Source organism: Arsenicitalea aurantiaca (assembly GCF_003994485.1).
GTDB lineage: Bacteria > Pseudomonadota > Alphaproteobacteria > Rhizobiales > Devosiaceae > Arsenicitalea > Arsenicitalea aurantiaca.
The window spans coordinates 66618-84954 of record NZ_RZNJ01000005.1; the positions used below are offsets into that span (position 1 = coordinate 66618).

At 66.0% G+C, this 18337-nt stretch carries 16 protein-coding genes and 1 tRNA gene; 3 read left to right on the forward strand and 14 right to left on the reverse strand.

Annotated features, from left to right (window positions below):
• Positions 1-25: 25 nt before the first annotated feature.
• A complete protein-coding gene (gene iolG / locus EMQ25_RS14275; protein WP_127189279.1) occupies positions 26-1012 on the forward strand; it encodes an inositol 2-dehydrogenase in 987 nt (328 codons plus the stop codon).
• 32 nt (positions 1013-1044) lie between these two features.
• On the opposite strand, the gene EMQ25_RS14280 is transcribed toward iolG, so the two are convergent.
• The 4 genes from EMQ25_RS14280 to EMQ25_RS14295 are packed head-to-tail and all read right to left on the reverse strand — an operon-like array spanning position 1045 to position 5077.
• Complete coding sequence (locus EMQ25_RS14280; RefSeq protein ID WP_425290243.1) at positions 1045-1851, reverse strand: ABC transporter permease subunit; 807 nt, start codon at positions 1849-1851, stop codon at positions 1045-1047.
• The gene (locus EMQ25_RS14285; RefSeq protein WP_127189280.1) at positions 1848-2801 is read right to left on the reverse strand and encodes an ABC transporter permease subunit; all 954 of its coding nucleotides are present in this window, start codon (positions 2799-2801) and stop codon (positions 1848-1850) included. Before EMQ25_RS14285 ends, EMQ25_RS14280 begins: the two co-directional genes overlap by 4 nt.
• A complete protein-coding gene (locus EMQ25_RS14290) occupies positions 2798-3937 on the reverse strand; it encodes an ABC transporter ATP-binding protein (protein WP_127189281.1) in 1140 nt (379 codons plus the stop codon). Before EMQ25_RS14290 ends, EMQ25_RS14285 begins: the two co-directional genes overlap by 4 nt.
• Before the next feature lie 51 nt (positions 3938-3988).
• Positions 3989-5077 carry a polyamine ABC transporter substrate-binding protein gene (locus tag EMQ25_RS14295; RefSeq protein ID WP_127189282.1) on the reverse strand — a complete coding sequence of 363 codons (1089 nt, stop codon included), beginning with the start codon at positions 5075-5077 and terminating at the stop codon, positions 3989-3991.
• Positions 5078-5466: 389 nt separating this feature from the next.
• Between EMQ25_RS14295 and EMQ25_RS14300 the strand changes: the two genes are divergently transcribed.
• Positions 5467-6393, forward strand: coding sequence for a pseudouridine-5'-phosphate glycosidase (locus EMQ25_RS14300; protein ID WP_127189283.1), 927 nt, complete (start codon positions 5467-5469; stop codon positions 6391-6393).
• Positions 6390-7289: a carbohydrate kinase family protein gene (locus EMQ25_RS14305; protein ID WP_127189284.1), complete on the forward strand. Its 900-nt coding sequence runs from the start codon at positions 6390-6392 to the stop codon at positions 7287-7289. The genes EMQ25_RS14300 and EMQ25_RS14305 overlap by 4 nt, the downstream gene beginning before the upstream one ends.
• 9 nt (positions 7290-7298) lie before the next feature.
• Here the strand turns inward: EMQ25_RS14305 and EMQ25_RS14310 are convergent, their stop codons facing one another.
• From EMQ25_RS14310 to EMQ25_RS14355, 10 genes are all read right to left on the reverse strand, one after another.
• Positions 7299-8696 (reverse strand): dipeptidase, encoded by a 1398-nt coding sequence (locus EMQ25_RS14310; RefSeq protein ID WP_127189285.1) that lies wholly within the window; start codon positions 8694-8696, stop codon positions 7299-7301.
• Between the two features lie 90 nt (positions 8697-8786).
• Positions 8787-10301: a tripartite tricarboxylate transporter permease gene (locus EMQ25_RS14315; RefSeq protein WP_127189286.1), complete on the reverse strand. Its 1515-nt coding sequence runs from the start codon at positions 10299-10301 to the stop codon at positions 8787-8789.
• A gap of 9 nt (positions 10302-10310) precedes the next feature.
• The gene (locus tag EMQ25_RS14320; RefSeq protein ID WP_127189287.1) at positions 10311-10784 is read right to left on the reverse strand and encodes a tripartite tricarboxylate transporter TctB family protein; all 474 of its coding nucleotides are present in this window, start codon (positions 10782-10784) and stop codon (positions 10311-10313) included.
• Between the two features lie 68 nt (positions 10785-10852).
• Positions 10853-11842 carry a tripartite tricarboxylate transporter substrate binding protein gene (locus tag EMQ25_RS14325; protein WP_127189288.1) on the reverse strand — a complete coding sequence of 330 codons (990 nt, stop codon included), beginning with the start codon at positions 11840-11842 and terminating at the stop codon, positions 10853-10855.
• Positions 11843-12237: 395 nt separating this feature from the next.
• Positions 12238-12313: transfer RNA gene (locus EMQ25_RS14330), tRNA-Ala, on the reverse strand.
• A gap of 77 nt (positions 12314-12390) precedes the next feature.
• Positions 12391-13413 carry an SDR family oxidoreductase gene (locus EMQ25_RS14335; protein WP_158626090.1) on the reverse strand — a complete coding sequence of 341 codons (1023 nt, stop codon included), beginning with the start codon at positions 13411-13413 and terminating at the stop codon, positions 12391-12393.
• Positions 13414-13489: 76 nt separating this feature from the next.
• On the reverse strand, positions 13490-14491 hold the full coding sequence (locus tag EMQ25_RS14340; RefSeq protein WP_127189290.1) for a Gfo/Idh/MocA family protein: 1002 nt from the start codon (positions 14489-14491) through the stop codon (positions 13490-13492).
• A 25-nt stretch (positions 14492-14516) separates the two neighbouring features.
• Entirely contained in the window at positions 14517-15701 is a 1185-nt protein-coding gene (locus EMQ25_RS14345; RefSeq protein WP_127189291.1) for a YeeE/YedE family protein, read from the reverse strand.
• 136 nt (positions 15702-15837) lie between these two features.
• Positions 15838-16767, reverse strand: coding sequence for a sulfurtransferase (locus EMQ25_RS14350; RefSeq protein WP_127189292.1), 930 nt, complete (start codon positions 16765-16767; stop codon positions 15838-15840).
• 173 nt (positions 16768-16940) lie between these two features.
• Positions 16941-18293: an NAD(P)H-dependent oxidoreductase gene (locus tag EMQ25_RS14355; RefSeq protein WP_425290244.1), complete on the reverse strand. Its 1353-nt coding sequence runs from the start codon at positions 18291-18293 to the stop codon at positions 16941-16943.
• Positions 18294-18337: the final 44 nt, after the last annotated feature.

Genomic DNA, 18337 nt, shown 5'->3' on the forward strand with positions numbered 1-18337 from the left:
AAATGGAATGGCGGGGAGGGATGGGATGACGCGGTTCGGTATTCTGGGCGCAGGCCGCATCGGGCGGGTGCATGCGCTGACATTGGCGCGGTCGGGGCGGGCGGAAGTTGCTTATGTCGCCGACGCGCTGCCCGATGCAGCAGCCTCGCTTGCCGATGCGGTTGGCGCAAGAGCATCCGACGTTGATGCCGTGATCGAGGCCCCCGACGTCGATGCGATCCTCATCGCAACGCCGACGGACACCCATGCCGACCTCATCGAGAGAGTGGCGCGCGCCGGCAAGGCCATCCTCTGCGAAAAGCCCGTTTCGCTTTCGGTCGAGCGCATCGAGGCGTGCCTGCCCGTGGTCGAGGCTGCAGGCGTGCCGCTGATGATCGGATTTCACCGCCGGTACGACCCCAATTTTGCGGCGCTCGAAAAGCGCATCCGCGAAGGGGAGATCGGCGAGGTGGAAATCGTCACCATCACCTGCCGCGATCCCTCGGCGCCCCCGGTCTCCTATATCGAGCGGTCGGGCGGGCTCTACCGGGACATGATGATCCATGATTTCGACATGGCGCGGTTCCTCCTGGGGGAGGAGCCGGTGCTCGTTCATGCGCTCGGGGGCAATCTCGTCGATCCCGCGATCGGTCAGGCCGGCGATGTCGATACCGCATCGGTTCAGATGCAGACGGCCTCGGGCAAGATCTGCGTCATCACCAATTCCCGCCGCGCCAGCTATGGGCACGACCAGCGCATCGAAGTGCATGGATCGCGAGGGCTTTTGCGGGCCGGAAACGTGCATCTGACCACGCTGGAAAAGGCCGATGAAACCGGCTGGCGGGAGGATCTGATCCCCTTTTCCTTCATCGAGCGCTATGGCGAGGCCTATCGGCGCGAGATCGAGCGCTTTCTCGACTGCCTCGAGACCGGGGAGAGCCCGCGCGCCTCGGGGCATGACGGGCTGATGGCGCAGCGACTGGCCGAGGCTGCGACGCGCTCGCGTGCGACCGGCGAGGCGGTCCGGCTCTAGGCAACGAGGCGGCGGCGCCCTTTGCTCTTTATCTAGCTGCTGCTTGCAGGGCGGCGGCGACCGATGAGGGTTGCCGCCACGACGCCGACCGCGACGATGCCGATGATGATGGTTGCGAGCGCATTGACGTCGGGGCTGACGCCTAGCCGGACCTTGGAGAAGATCACCATAGGCAGGGTGGACGAGCCCGGCCCCGAGACGAAGCTCGCGATCACGAGGTCATCGAGGGAAAGCGTGAAGCCCAGAAGCCAACCCGAGACCAGCGCCGGGGCGATGATGGGAAGCGTGATGTCGAAGAAGACGCGCACCGGGCCTGCGCCCAGATCCTGCGCGGCTTCCTCGAGACTGAGGTCCAGATCCGACAGGCGCGAGCGCACGACCACCGTCACATAGGCCATGCAGAAGGTCGAGTGGGCGAGGATGATGGTCAGCATGCCGCGCCCCGCTGGCCAGCCGAATGCAGCCTCCATGGCAACGAACAACAACAGCAGCGATAGTCCAGTGATGACATCTGGCATGACGAGCGGGGCGGACACCATGCCGGTCAGCGCCGTGCGTCCGCGGAAACGCTTGAAGCGGACGAGCGCGATCGCGCAGAGCGTGCCGAGCACGGTCGCGATCGAGGCGGCGACAAAGGCAATCTGCAGCGAGAGCCATGCCGCGCCGAGGATCTGCGGGTCGCTAAAGAGCGCGGTATACCAGCGGAGCGAAAAGCCCGACCAGACGGTAACGAGCCGGTTCTCGTTGAACGAGAACACGACGAGCGAGACGATAGGCGCATAGAGGAAGACGAAGCCCAGCGCCGCGACGATCGGAAGAAACCAGCCCCGGCGCATCATCGGCGTTCCACCACGGCGTCCTGCGCCCTTTGCATGAGCATGATCGGCACGACCACGACGATGAGCATGGCGACGGCGACGGCGGACGCCACCGGCCAGTCACGGTTGGAGAAGAACTCGTCCCAGAGCACCCGGCCGATCATCAGCGTGTCGGGCCCGCCCAGAAGCGCCGGGATGACGTATTCGCCGATGGCGGGGATGAAGACCAGCATGGACCCGGCGATGATCCCCGGCATGGATAGCGGCAGGGTGACCGAGAGGAATGTGCGCAAGGGCTTTGCGCCCAGGTCCGCCGAGGCTTCGAGCAGCGTGCCGTCGAGCTTCACGAGGCTCGTGTAGAGGGGCAGGATCATGAAGGGCAGGTAGGTGTAGACGATGCCCACATAGACCGCGAAATCGGTCTGCAGCATGGTGATGGGCGCATCGATCAGCCCTGTCCACATGAGAAAATTGTTGATGACGCCATTGCCGCGCAGGAAGCCGATCCAGGCATAGACGCGCAGGAGGAACGAGGTCCAGAAGGGCAGGATGACCAGCATCAGCAGCAGGTGCCGGTACTTCTCGGGCGCCCGTGCGATATAATAGGCCATGGGATAGCCGATGAGGAGCGCGATCACGGTCGAGACGAAGGCGACGCGCAGCGAGCTCAGGTAGGCGTTGATGTAGAGGCTGTCGGAGAGCAGGAAGAGGAAGTTCGACAGATGCAGCGTCAGCTGCACCGTGCCGTCCGCCCCGAAGGTGAGCAATGGCTCGTAGGGCGGCTGGCCATAGGCCATCAGCGACAGCGAGATCTGCCCCACGATCACGAGCGGCACGAGGAAGAAGACGACGAGCCAGAGCGTCGGCGCGAGGATCACGAGACCCTTGCCCGTCAGGCCGATCGCGTTCAGCCGGCGGCTGAGGAACCGCCAGGGCCGCCAAGGCGATGCGCTGGTCGCCGTCTCACTCATGAGGTCAGCACCGAACCGGCATTGCCGCCCCAATGGGCATAGACTTCCTCGTCCCACGAAATCGCGTCTGGATCACCGCGCAGCGCATTGGCCTTGGTGACGCGGATGCGTTTGCCCGAGTCGAGCATCACCTGGTAGACGCTCATGTCGCCCAGATAGGCGATGTCTTCGACCATGCCCTTGGCGATATTGGCGTCGCCCTCTGGCCTTTCGCGGCTGAGAGAGATTTTTTCGGGCCTTATGGCGAACCAGAGGACCTGGTCGGGCGCGCAGTCGACGCCATGGTTGACGTAGATGTCGCAGCCCGCCTCGGTCGAGCGGATCCGCACATGGTCGGGCTCGTCCTCGACCACCACGCCCTCGAACATGTTCACCGACCCGATGAAGCCGGCAACGAAGCGCGAATTGGGGAATTCATAGACGTCGGTCGGCTCGCCGATCATGGCGATCGCCCCTTCGCGCATCACCCCAATGCGCGTGGCAAGGCTCATCGCCTCCTCCTGGTCGTGGGTGACCACGATGAACGTGACCCCGAGGGTCTCCTGGATCTTCACCAGTTCGAACTGGGTCTCCTCGCGCAGCTTCTTGTCGAGCGCGCCGAGCGGTTCGTCGAGCAGCAGCAGCTTGGGACGCTTGGCGAGTGCGCGAGCAAGGGCGACGCGCTGGCGCTGACCACCCGAAAGCTGGTGGGGCTTGCGCTTGCCATAGGGCTCGAGCTTGACCAGCCGCAGCAATTCGGCGACCCGGTCGGCGATCTCGGCCTTAGGAAGGTGATCGCGCTTGAGGCCATAGGCGATGTTGGCCTCCACACTCATATGGGGAAAGAGCGCGTAGGACTGGAACATCATGTTGACCGGCCGCCGATATGGCGGCACCGACGCCATGTCCTGGCCGTCTATCTCGATTGACCCCGAAGTGGGATCCTCGAAGCCGGCCAGCATCCGCAGCAGCGTCGACTTGCCCGAGCCCGATCCGCCGAGCAGGCAGAAAAGCTCCCCCTTGAAGATGTCGAGCGACACATCATCGACCGCAAAGACGTCCCCGAACTTCTTGGTGACGTTGCGGATCCGCACGAAGGGTTTCGCGCCGGGGTCGCGCCAGGGGCGGGTGTCGGCTGCGGTCTGGGGCTTCTTCACTCTGGGGCGTCCCTCAAGCGGTGCGGCGGGCCGGAGCCCGCCGCTTCTGTCTTACCGGCCGGTTCTTATGCGGGTCCAGCTACGGGTCAAGAGGCGATCGAACTGCGGGGTGTGCGCGCGCAGGCTGAAAAGCTTCTCGGCTGCCTCGCCGACCGGATAAATCGCGGGATCGTTCTTGATCTCGTCGTCCACGAACTCGAGGGCGGCCAGATTGCCGCTCGCATAGTAGACGTAATTGGTGATGTCGGCCGCGATCTGGGCATCGAGCACGAAGTTGATGAACTTGTGCGCGTTATCCGGGTGCGGTGCGTCCGCAGGAATGGCGAGCAGGTCGAACCACTGCACTGCGCCTTCCTCGGGGATCGAATATTCGATCTCGACACCAGCATCGGCTTCGGCTGCGGCCGCCTGCGCGATGAAGACGTCGCCCGAATAGCCGACGGCGAGACAGATTTCGCCATTGCCCAGATCGTCGATGTACTGGGAGGAGTGGAAATAGCGGATCGAAGGACGGACCGAGAGCCAGAGGGCTTCGGCCTGAGCCAGATCGTCCGCATCCTCGGAATTGGGGTCGAGGCCGAGATAGTTGAGGGCCGCCGCGATCATTTCGGTCGGCGCGTCGAGCACGGCTACGCCGCAATCGGCGAAATTGGCGATCACCTCGGGGTCGAACACCATGTCCCAGCTCGAAGTCGGCGCATCGGGCATGCGTTGGGCGATCGCTGCCACGTTGTAGCCGAGGCCGGTCGTGCCCCACATGTAGTCGACGCTATAGGTGTTGTCCGGATCGTGGACGGCGGTCGCCTCCATGATCTCGGGGTCCATGTTGGCGAGGTTGGGGAGCTTCGACTTGTCGAGCGGCTGGAAAAGCCCGGCCTGGATCTGGCGCTCGAGGAAGAACCCCGAGGGGACGACGACGTCATAGCCCGAATTGCCGGCGAGAAGCCGTGCTTCGACCACTTCATTGCTGTCGAAGACGTCGTAGTTGACCTGGATTCCGGTCTCGGCGGTGAACTTGGCGATGGTGTCTTCAGCGATGTAGTCGGACCAGTTGTAGACATTGACCACCGGCTCTTCCTGGGCAAGGGCTGGGGTCGCCACCAGAAGGGCGCCAAGTGCGGGGGCGATAAGGCGTCTCATGAAGTGCGTCTCCTGTGCAGGGCGTCTCTGTGGCCGGTGGACAGGGTTACCCGCTGCCGCTCGACCAAGATCATCCGGCGACTGGCCGGCTCTCGATTGGATGTGATGGGGTGGTGGCCAAGCAGCGCGTGGCAACGCTGGGATTCAATGGGTTCGCGATCAACCCGGAGCCGGGTGCGTATCGGTTCGCGCGCTGGGCGCAACCAATGATGATCTTGTCCAGTGAAGTAACCCTTCTCGTCTGCAGGCTTGTGGGCACGCTAGTCAAAAACCACCGCCGCCACAAGGCGGATCGGGACGCCAGCGGTGCGATTTCACGCCCGCTTGACGTCGGTGTGCCCCATACGTCAACTGACGCCAGATCACGCACACCCCCCGAAAGCAGCGCCATGACCTCCTCCCTCCTGACCACCAGTGCAGCGGTTTCGGCCGCTCTTGATGCGCGACGCCCGGTCGTTGCCCTCGAATCGACCATCATCACCCATGGCATGCCCTATCCGCAGAACCTCGAAATGGCCCGCGAGGTCGAGGCCGTGGTGAGGCAAAATGGCGCGGAGCCTGCGACCATCGCGGTGATGGACGGACGCCTGCGCGTCGGGCTCGAGGATGGCGATCTCGAAGCGCTGGCCCGTGCCGGAACCAGTGCGGCGAAGGCATCGCGGAGGGACCTTTCGAGCCTCCTCGCAACAGGGGGGCTGGCCGGCACGACGGTCGCGACCACCATGCAGATCTCGGCGATGGCGGGCATCGCGGTCTTTGCGACCGGCGGCATCGGTGGGGTGCACCGGGGCGCTGAAACGAGCTTCGACATTTCGGCCGATCTCGACGAGCTCGGTCGCACGCCGGTCGCAGTGGTCTGCGCGGGCGCCAAATCGATCCTCGACATCGCCAAGACGCTTGAAGTGCTCGAAACGCGCGGCGTGCCGGTGCTCGGCTTCGGCACCGACAGCTTTCCTGCCTTCTGGGCGCGCCAAAGCGGCCATGGCGTCGATCAGCGGGTCGATGATCCAGAAACGGTGGCGCAGATCATCGCGCTCCAGAAGGCCCTCGGCATGGGCGGGGTGCTCGTGGCCAACCCGATCCCCGAAGCCGACGCGCTCGAGCCTGAGGAGATCGGCGCCGTGATCGGCCGGGCCGTCGAGGAGGCAAGCGCACAGGGCATTGGCGGCAAGGCGGTGACGCCCTTCCTTCTCAAGCGCATCTTCGAGCTCACGGGCGGGCGCAGCCTCAGGGCCAACATCGCGCTCGTCAAAAACAACGCGGCGCTCGCCGCACGCATAGCGGTTGCCCTTCAGCAGGCGGACAGCGCGCAATGACCGGCGGGAGCCGGGTGCTCGTCATCGGCGATGTGATGACCGACATCATCGTGATGGCCGAGGGCGCACTGGTGCGCGGCTCGGACCGTCGTGCCGCCATCACCAGCCGCCCGGGCGGGTCGGGCGCCAACCAGGCGGTCTGGCTTGCGCGCATGGACGCTCCGGTCGATTTCGCCGCGCGCGTCGGCGCAAGCGACCGGCGCATGTACGAGGCCTATTTCCGCGGGCTCGGGGTCGTGCCGGTGCTCGCGGGCGATGAGGCAAAGCCCACGGGCGTCCTCGTCACCATCGTCGATCCGGGCGGGGAGCGCAGCTTCTTTACCGATCGGGGCGCGAACCTCAACCTTTGTGAAGACGATCTCACGCCCGACCTGCTGCAATCCATCGGGTTCGTGATGGTCTCGGGCTACAGCTTCTTCTCGCCCGGACCGCGGGCAGCCGTCGTGGCGCTGCTGGCGGCAGCCGCGGGGCAAGGCGTTGCGCGCGCCGTCGATGCCGCGTCCGTGGGCTTTCTCGAAGAGGTCGGCGCCGAAGCGTTCCTCTCCTGGACCAAGGGCGCAGACATGCTCTTTGCCAACGAAGCCGAAGCGCTTCTGCTTTCCGGGGAGAGCGAACCTCAGGCGCAGATGGAGGCCCTCGGGCAGCACTATGCCCAGGTGGTGCTGAAGCGCGGTGCAGCGGGCGCCATGCTCGGGGGCAGGGACGGGATCGCCCTGTCCCTTGCAGCGCCGGCAGTGGAGGCCATCGACACGACCGGCGCTGGCGATGCCTTCGCCGCGGGCTTCATTGCGCTCCAATTGCGGGGCGGGAGCGCGGCCGAATGCCTGCTTGCCGGCATCGAGGCCGGGAGCGCCGCCGTCCAGCAGATCGGCGGCCAGCCGGTGGATGCCGGCTGACCGCAGTTTTCAGCGCTGAGCGAACGCCGCGAGCACCCGAACCCAGGAGCGGATGCCCTTTCGGAAGCTCGTCAGGTTGTACTTCTCGTTGGGGCTATGGATGCGGTCGTCGATCTGCGCAAAGCCGATCAGGAGCGTGTCCATGCCCAGCTGCCGCTTGAAGGCGCCGACGATGGGGATCGATCCGCCCGACCCCGCGATCGCCGCCTCTCGACCCCATTCGGCCCCGAGCGCCCCCAGTGCCTTGTTGAGGAACGGACCGTCAGCGGGCACGGCGATCGCCGGACTGCCGCCATGGGCATGGAAGGTGACGCTCGCATCGGCGGGCAGGCGGGCGCGGACATGGGCGCGGAAGGCCTCCCGGATCTTGTCAGGATCCTGCCCCGAAACGAGGCGGAACGAGATCTTGGCGCGAGCCTTCGAGGCAATGACGGTCTTGAACCCGTCGCCGGTATAGCCCCCGATCATGCCGTTGACTTCGAAGGTCGGGCGCGAGGTGATCTGCTCGAGAACCGTGCGGCCCGTTTCGCCGGCGGGCACGGAAAGCCCGACCCCGGCGAGAAAGTCGGTATCCGAAAAGGGAAGGCGCTTCCATTGCTCGGCGACTTCGGGAGGCAATTCCGCGACGTCGTCGTAAAAGCCCTCGAGCGCGACCGAACCGTCGGGATTGCGCATCGAGGCGATGATCTCGGACAGCAGCTGCAGGGGATTTCGCGCCGCCCCGCCGAACATGCCCGAGTGCAGGTCCTTGTCGGCGCAGGTGATCTCGATCTCCTCGCCGACGAGCCCCCGCAGCATGGTGACGATCGAGGGGGTCTGCTTGTCCCACATGTCGGTATCGCTGACGAGGGCGATGTCCGCGGTCAGCTCGGGGCCGGTGCGTTCGAGGAAGGGCAGGAGGCTCGGGCTGCCTGCCTCCTCCTCGCCTTCAAAGAGCATGGTTACCTTGACCGGCAGGCTGCCGGTCACGGCGCGCCAAGCTCGGCAGGCCTCGACGAAGGTCATCAGCTGGCCTTTGTCGTCCGATGCGCCGCGGGCGGAAATATGGGTTTCCCCGTCGGGCTGGACGAGCCGGACCGGCTCGAAGGGGTCGGTGTGCCACAGATCGAGCGGATCGACCGGCTGGACGTCGTAATGGCCGTAAAAGAGCACGTGCGGCCCCTCGGCGGCCTTGTCGTGCGCGACCACCATGGGGTGTCCCTCTGTATCGCGCAGCGAAGCCTCGAAGCCCTCACCTTGAAGGTCTGCGCGCAGCCATTCGGCGGCGGCGCGACACTGCGCGGCGAAAGCCGGTTCGGTCGAGATCGAGGGGATGCGCAGCAGCGCCTCGAGCCGGCTCAGGCTCTGCTCGAGATTGGCATCGACATGGGCGAGCACCGCTTCGGCTGCGGCTCGGGGATCGGTCATGAATGGGTCCTTTCTGCGGACCCGAAACTGCCCACAAGCGGGCACGTCTGTCCAGTGGGCGGGCGGAACCATGGTCCCGCCCGCAAGAGCCTATCCGGCGCCGCCCGGCAGGATCGGCGCCGAGGGCCGGCCGCGGGCCTGCAGTGCGCGGAAGATGGTGAAGGCCCAGAGCAAGAGGGTGATCACCCCTAGGGTCGCGGCGATCGGGCGTTCGAAAAAGCCCAGAAGGTCGCCGCCCGTGCGCAGCATCGAGCTCATGAAGGTGCGTTCGAACATGCCCCCGAGCACGAGCCCCAGAATGATCGGGGCGACCGGGTAGCCGTTCTCCTCAAGAAGCCAGCCCGCCACCCCGAAGCCCAGCATCAGCACCACCCCGTATATCGAGTTGGTCATCGCGAACGACCCGACGATGCAGAAGATGAGGATGATGGGCAGCAGCACCTGCCGGGGCACGCGCAGGATCGGGCGCGCGCCCTTGATCACCGCCCAGCCCATCGGGATCATCACGAGGTTGGCGACGATGAAGATCATGAACACCGCGTAGATGAATTGCGGGTTCTCGAGGAACACGGTGGGCCCGGGGTTCATGCCCTTCATGTAGAGCACGCCGATGACGATGGCGGTGATCGAATCGCCGGGGATGCCGAAGACCAGCGCGGGGATCCACGCGGCGCCCACCGAGGAGTTGTTGGCGGCCGTCGCATCGACCACGCCCTCGATGTGTCCGGTGCCGTATTTCTCCTTCTCCTTGGAGAACCGCTTGGAGACCGCGTAGGAGATCCACGCCGCGATGTCGGCGCCGGCGCCCGGCAGCGCTCCGATCATCGTGCCGAGGATCGAGCCGCGCGCGACGTTCTTCTTGTAGGTCCAGATGACCTTGCCGACGCCCTTGAAGACCGGCCCCGATTGCGGCGGCATGTCGGGCGTCGTGTTCTGCATGCGCATGGCCCCGCGCATGATCTCGGAGATCGCAAAGAGCCCGATCATGGCGGGGATGAAGTTGATGCCGCCCATCAGCTCGACATTGCCGAAGGTGAAGCGCTGCACCCCAGCGGTGGGATCGATGCCGACGGTCGCCAGCGAGAGCCCGATGAGGAGCGAGAGCATGGCCTTCAGCGGATCGGACGAGGCGATGAAGATGGCGCAGGAGAGCCCGAGTGCCGTCAGCCAGAAATATTCGAAGGCGGTGAAGCGCAGCGCGACTTCGGCCAGCGCGGGCGCCGCGAAGATGAGCGCCGCCACCCCGATGAGCCCGCCGATGACCGAGACCAGAAGGTTCGTGCCGAGGGTGAGGTTGAGCAGCCCCTTGCGGCCCATCGCATAGGATTCGTCGGTATAGGCCGCCGAGGCCGGCGTGCCCGGCATGCGCAGCATGGCCGCGGGTATGTCGCCGGCAAAGATCGCCATCGAGCTTGCCGTCACGATGGCGGCAAGCGCTGGCACCGGCGCCATGAAGAAGGTGATCGGCACGAGCAGCGCCACGGCCATGGTGGCGGTGAGGCCCGGCATGGCGCCGACGAACATGCCGAAGGCAGCCGACAGGATGACGACCAGGAGGACCTGCGGGTCCCCGATGAGGCTGAAGGCGGAAAGGATGACGTCCATCTCGGTCTCCTAGACGATGCCGGTGAGCCAGCCGCGCGGCAGGGGCACGCGCAGCATGATGGCGAAGAACCAGAAGCTGAGGGCGGTGACGGCGACCGAGAGCAGGAGGGCCGTGACCACTTTCACCCGGAACCAGAGGAAGAGCCCGAGGAGGATGACGAGGGCGATCGGGATGAACCCGACCGTGTCCGCCAGCACGACGTAAAAGACGATGGCGCCGACGATGAGTGCGACCGAGATCCCGTTGCGCGGCACGAGCAGAGCCGGATCCGCGGTGAAGGCCGGGATTTCGCGGCCTGCGGCGGTCAGGCCGCGGATGACGAGGAGCGCGCCGCCGATCAGGAACCCGCCGCCCATAACGGTGGGAAAGAGGCTTGCCCCATAGGGCTGGCCGGCAAAGCTCGGGAAGCCGGCGGCAGTGATGATCATGTAGAGCGCAAGGGCGATGAAGACCGCGCCCAGGACGGCATCGTTGAAACGCATGGAGACTCCCCCGTCGAAGCAGCGAACCCCGCCCCCTGAGGGGCGGGGCCCGTTAGCGGATGCGGGTATCAGCCCTGGGCCAGACCGGCTGCCGCCATGGCATCGCCCATTGCGGCGTCGGCTTCCATCATGAAGCTCGCCTGCTCTTCGGGCGGCAGGTAGCGCACGCCGAAGCCGCGGCCGTCCATGAACTCGATATAGGTGTCGGATGCCGCAGCTTCCGCGACCGCATCGGTCAGGACCTGGCGGATGTCATCGGGAAGGCCTGCGGGCGCCGCGATGCCGCGCCATGCGCCCATCGAGTACTCGATGCCGAGCTCGCCGAGGCTCGGCAGGTCGGGGAAGTTGTCCGAGCGCTCGGCCGACATGATGGCAAGGCTGCGTGCCCGACCGGCATCGATCATGCCCTGAGCTTCGGGAACCGAGCAGGTGACGATGTCGACGCCGCCGGCGGCAAGTTCCTGCATGGCAGGGGCCGCGCCTTCGGAGGGAACCCAGGTCACGTGGTTGGCTTCGAGCCCGAGGCTCTGCAGCCAGCCGATCAGCGCGAGGTGCCAGATGCCGCCCTGGCCGGTGCCCGAGGCGGTGAACTGGCCCGCAGGCGCCGCGCGCAGGGCTTCGACCAGTTCGTCATGGGTGGTGTAGGGGCTGTCCGAGCTCACCTGGATGCCGGCCGGATCGATGTTGACGAGCCCGAGCGGGGTATAGCTCTCGGGGTCGAGGTCAGTGAGGCCCTGGTGATGCATCATGGCGATCTCGACCGTGATGATGCCGATCGTGTAGCCGTCGGCAGGCGCCGTGGCGATGGCCGAATGGCCCACGACGCCCGCGCCGCCGGTGCGGTTGACGACGTTGATCGGCTGGCCGAGGCGCTGCTCGACGATGGATGCGATGATGCGAGCGGTCGCATCGGTACCGCCGCCGGCGCCCCAGGGGACGACCATGGTCAGCGGACGATTGGGATAATTGGACTGGCCAAAGGACACTGAAGGCAGGAAGGCGGCCGCACCCAGCGCAGCGCCCCCGGCCAGCACGGTCCGGCGTTTGATATTGCTCATGATAGTCCTCCTCGTGTGCCAGGGTCCTGGCATTGTTGTCGTCGGGCCGGCGGATTCGTGCCGCCGGCGATCACCTCCGGGCGAGTAGCACGGTCCGCACAAACCGCACGAACCGAATGTCCATCCACGCCGCTCCTTCGCGTCGGATGACAGCTTCGCCCGCGCGAATAATTACACGCGCGACCCTTTTGACAACTGCTGATCGAAGTTTTCGAGAAATTTGTTGGCCGCATCAGGCTTTGTTTGAAGCGGAGTGGACGAGTTCCGTTTCATTCTGATGCACTTGTCCACCGGCCTGCACAGGTCGCGATCAGGGCGCAATGCAATGCGGCCGCGCCCGCGACACGCAATGTGCACACGGCCAGCCCATCGATATTCAAGCAGGGAGGCTGGACTGGTGGAGCTGAGCGGGATCGAACCGCTGACCTCGTCATTGCGAACGACGCGCTCTCCCAACTGAGCTACAGCCCCGTTCCAGTCGGCACGTTTTCTACCCAATTGCGCGGGCTTGGCCTAGCCCTTTTTTCGCGCCATGGCGATGAGCGGGTTCAGACGAGGCCCTTCTCGATCAGGCTGCGTGCCGTCGCGGTCAGGGCGAGTCTGGGCGAGATGAAGGGGCGGCCGAGAAGGACTTCGGCGTCGCGCGAATCGACCCCGCGCCTGATGCCGAGCCCGGCCAGATTGGCGCGGGCGTCCCTGTCGAAAAGCGCAGCGATCCGCACGAGCATGTCGGGGACCCGAAAACGTGGGATGCGGCCGGCGCGCTCGGGAAAAGCGGTGCGCAGGATGTCGGCGATCTCGATCATCCAGAGCGTTTCAGGCGAGGCGGGAAAGCGCCGCCCGCCCGCATCCGGGGTGGTCATCGCATGCAGGTGCAGTTCGGCCACGTCGCGAATGTCGACGATGCCGAGCGAGAAGCGGGGCGCGGCCGGGATCGAGCCATCGAGCAGACGCTTGACGAGAAGCGCCGACGTGCCCGGATCCTCGTCGAGAAGCGGCCCGAAGATCGCCGTCGGATTGATCGCGACGAGGTCGCCGCGCCGGCCCGCGGCCTCCATCACGGACCAGGCTTCGAGCTCGGCGCGGGTCTTGGATTCGGTGTAGGCGGTGACGTCGCCGCCTTCGGTCAGTGACCAGTCTGCCGCCGTGAAGGGGGACGTGCGCGATCCGGGATGGCCATACATCACCGCCGCGATCGAGGAGGTGAGGACGATCCGCTCGACACCTGCTGCAAGGCCCGCCTCGAGCGCGCGACGGGTTCCGTCCACCGCCGGGCGGATAAGGTCCATGCGGTCCTTCGGTTCGCCCAGGATGAAGGGCGAGGCGACGTGCTGGAGGTAGCGGCAGCCACGCACCGCATCGCTCCAGCCGCGATCATCGAGAAGGTCGAGCGCGACGAATTCGAGCCGCTCGGTCTCGGCGCCGGCTGCAGCGAGGGTGGCGCGCACCGCATCGGCGCGCTTGAGGCTCCGCACGCTGCCGCGGACGCGATAGCCGGCCTGGAGCAGTGAGAGGGCGACATGCCCGCCCACAAAGCCCGAGATTCCGGTGACGAGGACGGTGTCGGTCAAGCGCAAGTCCCTGGTGTTGGCTGCGGCAGGTACGTGCCGGCCGCAGCTGCCGGATCAGGCCCCGGTTTGGGCAGGATCAGACCTCCGCCCAGCCCCCGGTCTTCTCGCTTTCAAAGATCGCATCTAGCGCCTTCATGGTCGCGATCGCGTCCTCGACGCCATAGCCGAGAGGCTTCTTGCCGAGCACCGCCTGGGCGAAGGCTTCGGCCTGCTCGGTATACTGGTCACAAGGCGCGATGATCTCGCGGCGCGCCATCGTCCCCCCGAGCGCAAGCCCGGTATCGACGAGGATGGCGGTCGCCTGATCGGCAGGCGCGTTGAACGGAATGAGGATTTCCACCCGGCCCTTGGTGCCCAAAACCTCGATCTTCTGGTGCGGCACGGCCTGGGTCGAACAGATGAAGGTCAGCTGGCGGCCATTGCCATAATCGGCGATGACGCTGGCGAGCCGGTCGGTGCGGAACTCGGGATCCCGATCGACGAGCGAGACCACGCGCAGCGGCTCGGCCTCGAACAGGAAGCGTGAGCCGGTGATCGCATAGCACCCGATATCCATGATGCCGCCACCGCCGATATCGGCCTGGTTGCGGACATTGCCCGGGTCGACATTGTGATAGGCAAAGACGCAGTTGATGGCTCGAATCTCGCCCAGTTCGCCAGAGCGCACGATCTCGCGGGCGCGCAGCCATTGGGGATGGAAGCGCACCATGAAGGCTTCGTAAAAGACGATCCCGTCGGGGATTTCGCGCAGCTGCTCGGCTTCGGCGGTATCGAGCGCGATCGGCTTTTCGCAGAGCACATGCTTGCCGGCCCGGGCGGCGGCGAGTGTCATCGGCACGTGCAGATGGTTGGGCAGGGGGTTGTAGACGGCGTCGACGTCGGGATCGGAAAACAGCGCCTCATAGCTGCCATAGGCCTTCTCGATGCCGAGCCGGTCCGCGGCGGCGCGCGCCTTGGCTTCATCGCGCGAGGCGATGGCGACGACTTCGGAGCTGGGCGATTTCATGATGGCGGGCACGACCTTCTCGAGCCCGATATTGGCTGTGGAGATGATCCCCCACCTGACCTTTTGCGACATTGTCTTCCTCCTCTTGCGATGGCGTTCAGGCCGAGCGGGTTTCGAGCCGCCTGCCGATGGGCATGGACAGGATGGCGCCGAGGGCGCAGAAGCCGAGGAACACCCAGCCCGAAACGGCGCCGGCATGGATGCCCGAGAGCAGTACCCCCACCGTGCAGCCGAGCGCCGTCATGGCGCCCCATCCAAGGAGCACGCCCCCGGCAAGGCCGCGGAACACGTCTTTGACATTGGGCAGGCGCGGCGTGAACTGGTTGGCGATCAGCGCCGAGGCGAAGGCGGTAAAGATCAGCCCCAGGACGAAGAGCCCGTTATTGGAAAGGAGAGCCTCCTTGATGACGGTCGCGCAGCCGCGAAAGCCATCGAGCCCCACCAGCCGCTCGGGCAGGACAGCGAGCGAGGCGGCGCCCGTCCGCACGATCGAGCCGAGTTCGGCCGTCACCCCGAGCGGGGCAACGCGGAAATAGGCGAGGATCGAGATGACGCCGACGGCGGCTCCGGCAAAGGTCGCGGGCCAGCGCAGGACGAAAAGACGCCGGAAGGCCTCCGACACTGTGAGCGGAGGCAGAGGCTCGCCCGCGCGCGGACGGCCCCACCAGAGGGCAAGGAGGGCGAGCCCCGCGAGCAGTAAGAGCGTCAGCACGAGACTGCCGGCATAGCCGAGCGCGTGCGGCATCCACGCCGAAGGCGCGGTCTGCATGAAGGTGAGATAGAGCTCATTCCAGGTGTAAAAGCCGATGCCGAAGCCGGCCGCCGCGCCGATGATGGCGAAGGGCGCGACGGGCGAGCCTTCGCCCAGCCGGTAGAAATGGGCCGAGAGGCACGATCCCGAAATGCCCATGCCGAGCCCGAAGATGAGCGCCGCGCCGACGAGCACGAGGCTGACCGGCCCGATATGGGCGGTGGGCGGAAGCCGCTCTATGGCTGGGGTCGGCAACCAGGCCCCGAAGATGGCGGTATAGCCGATGGCGCCGATGGCGAGCGCAACGAGGATGGCGAGGACGCCTGCCGGCTCGCGCCGCTCCACGAGGTCCCGCAGATTGCAATAAAAGCAGAACCGGCTCCGTTGCAGCACGAGCCCGAAGGCGCTGCCGAGGATCAGCGAGATCGCAAGCGGACGGTCCGCGACGCCGCCGGCATTGAGCGTCCACACGCCCCAGAGGATGACGAGGACGATGAGGGCGGCAAGGCCGTAGCGCAGGGTTTGGGGCATGGCAGGACTTTTCGGCGACGAAAACGAAAAATGCGGGCACCGGGGCGCCCGCAAGTCACAGGGATTACGAGGAAATGTCCAGCGCTAATTCGCTGGATAGGCCCGACGCCGGGGGTGCGGCGCCGGGAATGTCTGCTTAGAGCGCGCCCCAGACGGTGCCGGCTGGGTTCGCGATCGGCACGCCGACCGAATTGCCGTACTCGGTCCAGGAGCCGTCATAGTTGCGCACGTCGTAGCCGAGGATCCGCGAAAGCACGAACCAGGTGTGGCTGGAGCGCTCGCCGATGCGGCAATAGGTGATGATGGGCTGCGAACCGTCGATGCCGATCGCTGCGAAGGCGGCCTTCAGCTCGTCCGCGGACTTGAAGGTCCCGTCCTCGTTGACGGCGTTGCCCCAGGGGAAGTTCACGGCGCCCGGGATGTGGCCGGCGCGGATCGAGAGCTCCTGCACGCCTTCGGGGGCGAAGATTTCGCCATTGTATTCGCGCGGCGAGCGGATATCGACCAGCTGGACTTCGGCGCCGCCCTCGACCACTTCGAGCACGTCCGACAGGCGGGCGCGCAGCTGGGTGTTGGATTCAGGCAGGGCGAACTCGGTCGCCACATATTCGGGGGTAGCGGTATCGAGCGGCAGGCCCTGCTCTTCCCAGAGCTTGCGGCCGCCATCGAGCAGCTTGACCTCGCCCAGCCCGTGGATGTCAAACACCCAGGCGCCCCAGGCGGCGAACCAGTTGTTGTTGTCGCCATAGAGGACGATGGTGGTGTCTTCGTCGACGCCGGCCTCGCGCAGCTGCGCTTCGAAATTCTCGGCGCTCACGATGTCGCGGCGCACGGTGTCCACGAGGTCGGTGTGCCAGTGCAGGTTCACCGCGCCCGGAATATGCCCGCGCTCATAGACGCCGACATCGGTGCTGACCTCGAAGATGCGCACGTTTTCGTTGTTGAGGTTGTCGAGCACCCAGTCGGCAGTGACGAGGGGGCCTTCCTGGGCGATGGCGGCTGTGGAGAAGCCGGCGATCACGATGGCGCCTGCGAGGGTCGCCAGGCGTGGGGTCAGAGCAGTCATTGTCGTCCTCACTCGGTTGAATGGGGGCGCTAGGGCCCGGCGGCGGGTTACGCCATTGCCCGGAGTGTGGCGCAAAAGCGGCCTCGGCAGCAAAGCATGGGGTGCCAATTAAATGCGCAGGCCGGCAAAAAACCTGATGCACCGCAACGCGTTGGCGGATTCTTTTCGCCGGATCAGCCGAGCCCCAGCATCTGGTCCTGCAGGCGGCGCAGGCGATAGAGGTTCGTACTCGTATCGGGGGTGGCGTTGGCGGTGGTGATGAGCTCGCCCTTCTTGATCGGGGCCAGCGCCTTTCCGCCTTCGAGCAGGCCCACGGGTAGAGCACCCTTGGGCCGGCTGTCGGCCACGGTCATGACGAAGCTGCGGTAGCAGGTTTCCCCGATGGCGTCGAAGGTCTCGCCCGCTGCAAGGTCGCGCTTGGCCACCGCACAGACTTCGGCCACCGGTTGGGGCAGGGGCACCATGTCGGGCTTGCCGTAAAGCATGATGCGCGCGCAGGTCAGCGGCACCTCGAGGCTCGTCAGATGGTAGGGGCGGAAGAAGCTGTAATAGGGCCCGTGCCCGATATGGAGGTCATCCATCCGTTCGATGACGCGGGGATGCTCCGCCTCGACGATGACGAAGACGCCGGGCGCCACGCCCTTGCCGACGGTGAAATCGACGACGCCCTTCTTGTGGAGGATCCCGCCATCCTCGCGCGGGATCAGCACCTTCACCATCTGGTCGCGGTCGGCGGCGGGGCCGTGCATGCCCGGCACGTCCGGCACGAGGCCGGTGGCATTGGCGATCGCGCACATCTCGACCATGGTTTTCGAGCCGTCGACGAACTCGACCAGCATGCGCGGGTTCATGTTCCGGCGGATCGCTTCCTCGCGATAATCGTCGGGGACGGCGTAATGATTGAGCGGGTTGTTCTTGCCCTTGCCGGCCGACACGACGCGCAAGCCGAGCGCGGTGACGAACTCGATCAGCTCCATGCAGGAGGAGGGCTCATCGCCCGCGCCGACCGAATAGACGACGCCCAGCCGGTCCGCCTCGGCCTTGAGGTAGGGCCCGATGGTGACGTCCGCCTCGACGTTCATCATCACGAGGTGCTTGCCGTGCTCCATGGCGGTGAGGCAGTAGTCGGCGGCGACGCCGGGCTTGCCGGTCGCATCGATCACCACGTCGATCTCGGGCTGGGTGACCAGCCGATCCGCGGTGGTGATGGCGATCTTGCCCTGTTCGAGCGCGGCGGAAAATTTGGACGGGCTTTCGACCTCGGCTGCGCGGCTTTCATCGCCATAGGCGATACCGATCGCCGCGCGCGCGGTGTGCGGGCGGCGCGTCGCAATGGCGGCGATCTCGATGCCGTCCATCAGCGCGCCCTGGGTGACGAGGTCCGTACCCATTTCGCCCGAGCCGATGACGCCGACGCGGATCGGGATGCCGGCCTCGGCGCGTGCGCGCAGGTCTCTGGCGATGCCGGTGAGGGCGATGGGGCTGGTCATGGACCGGGACATGGAGCGTGAGGTTGAGGCTGTCATCGCTCTGCCCTAGCATTGCCGCCGAGGCATTGGAACGACAATTC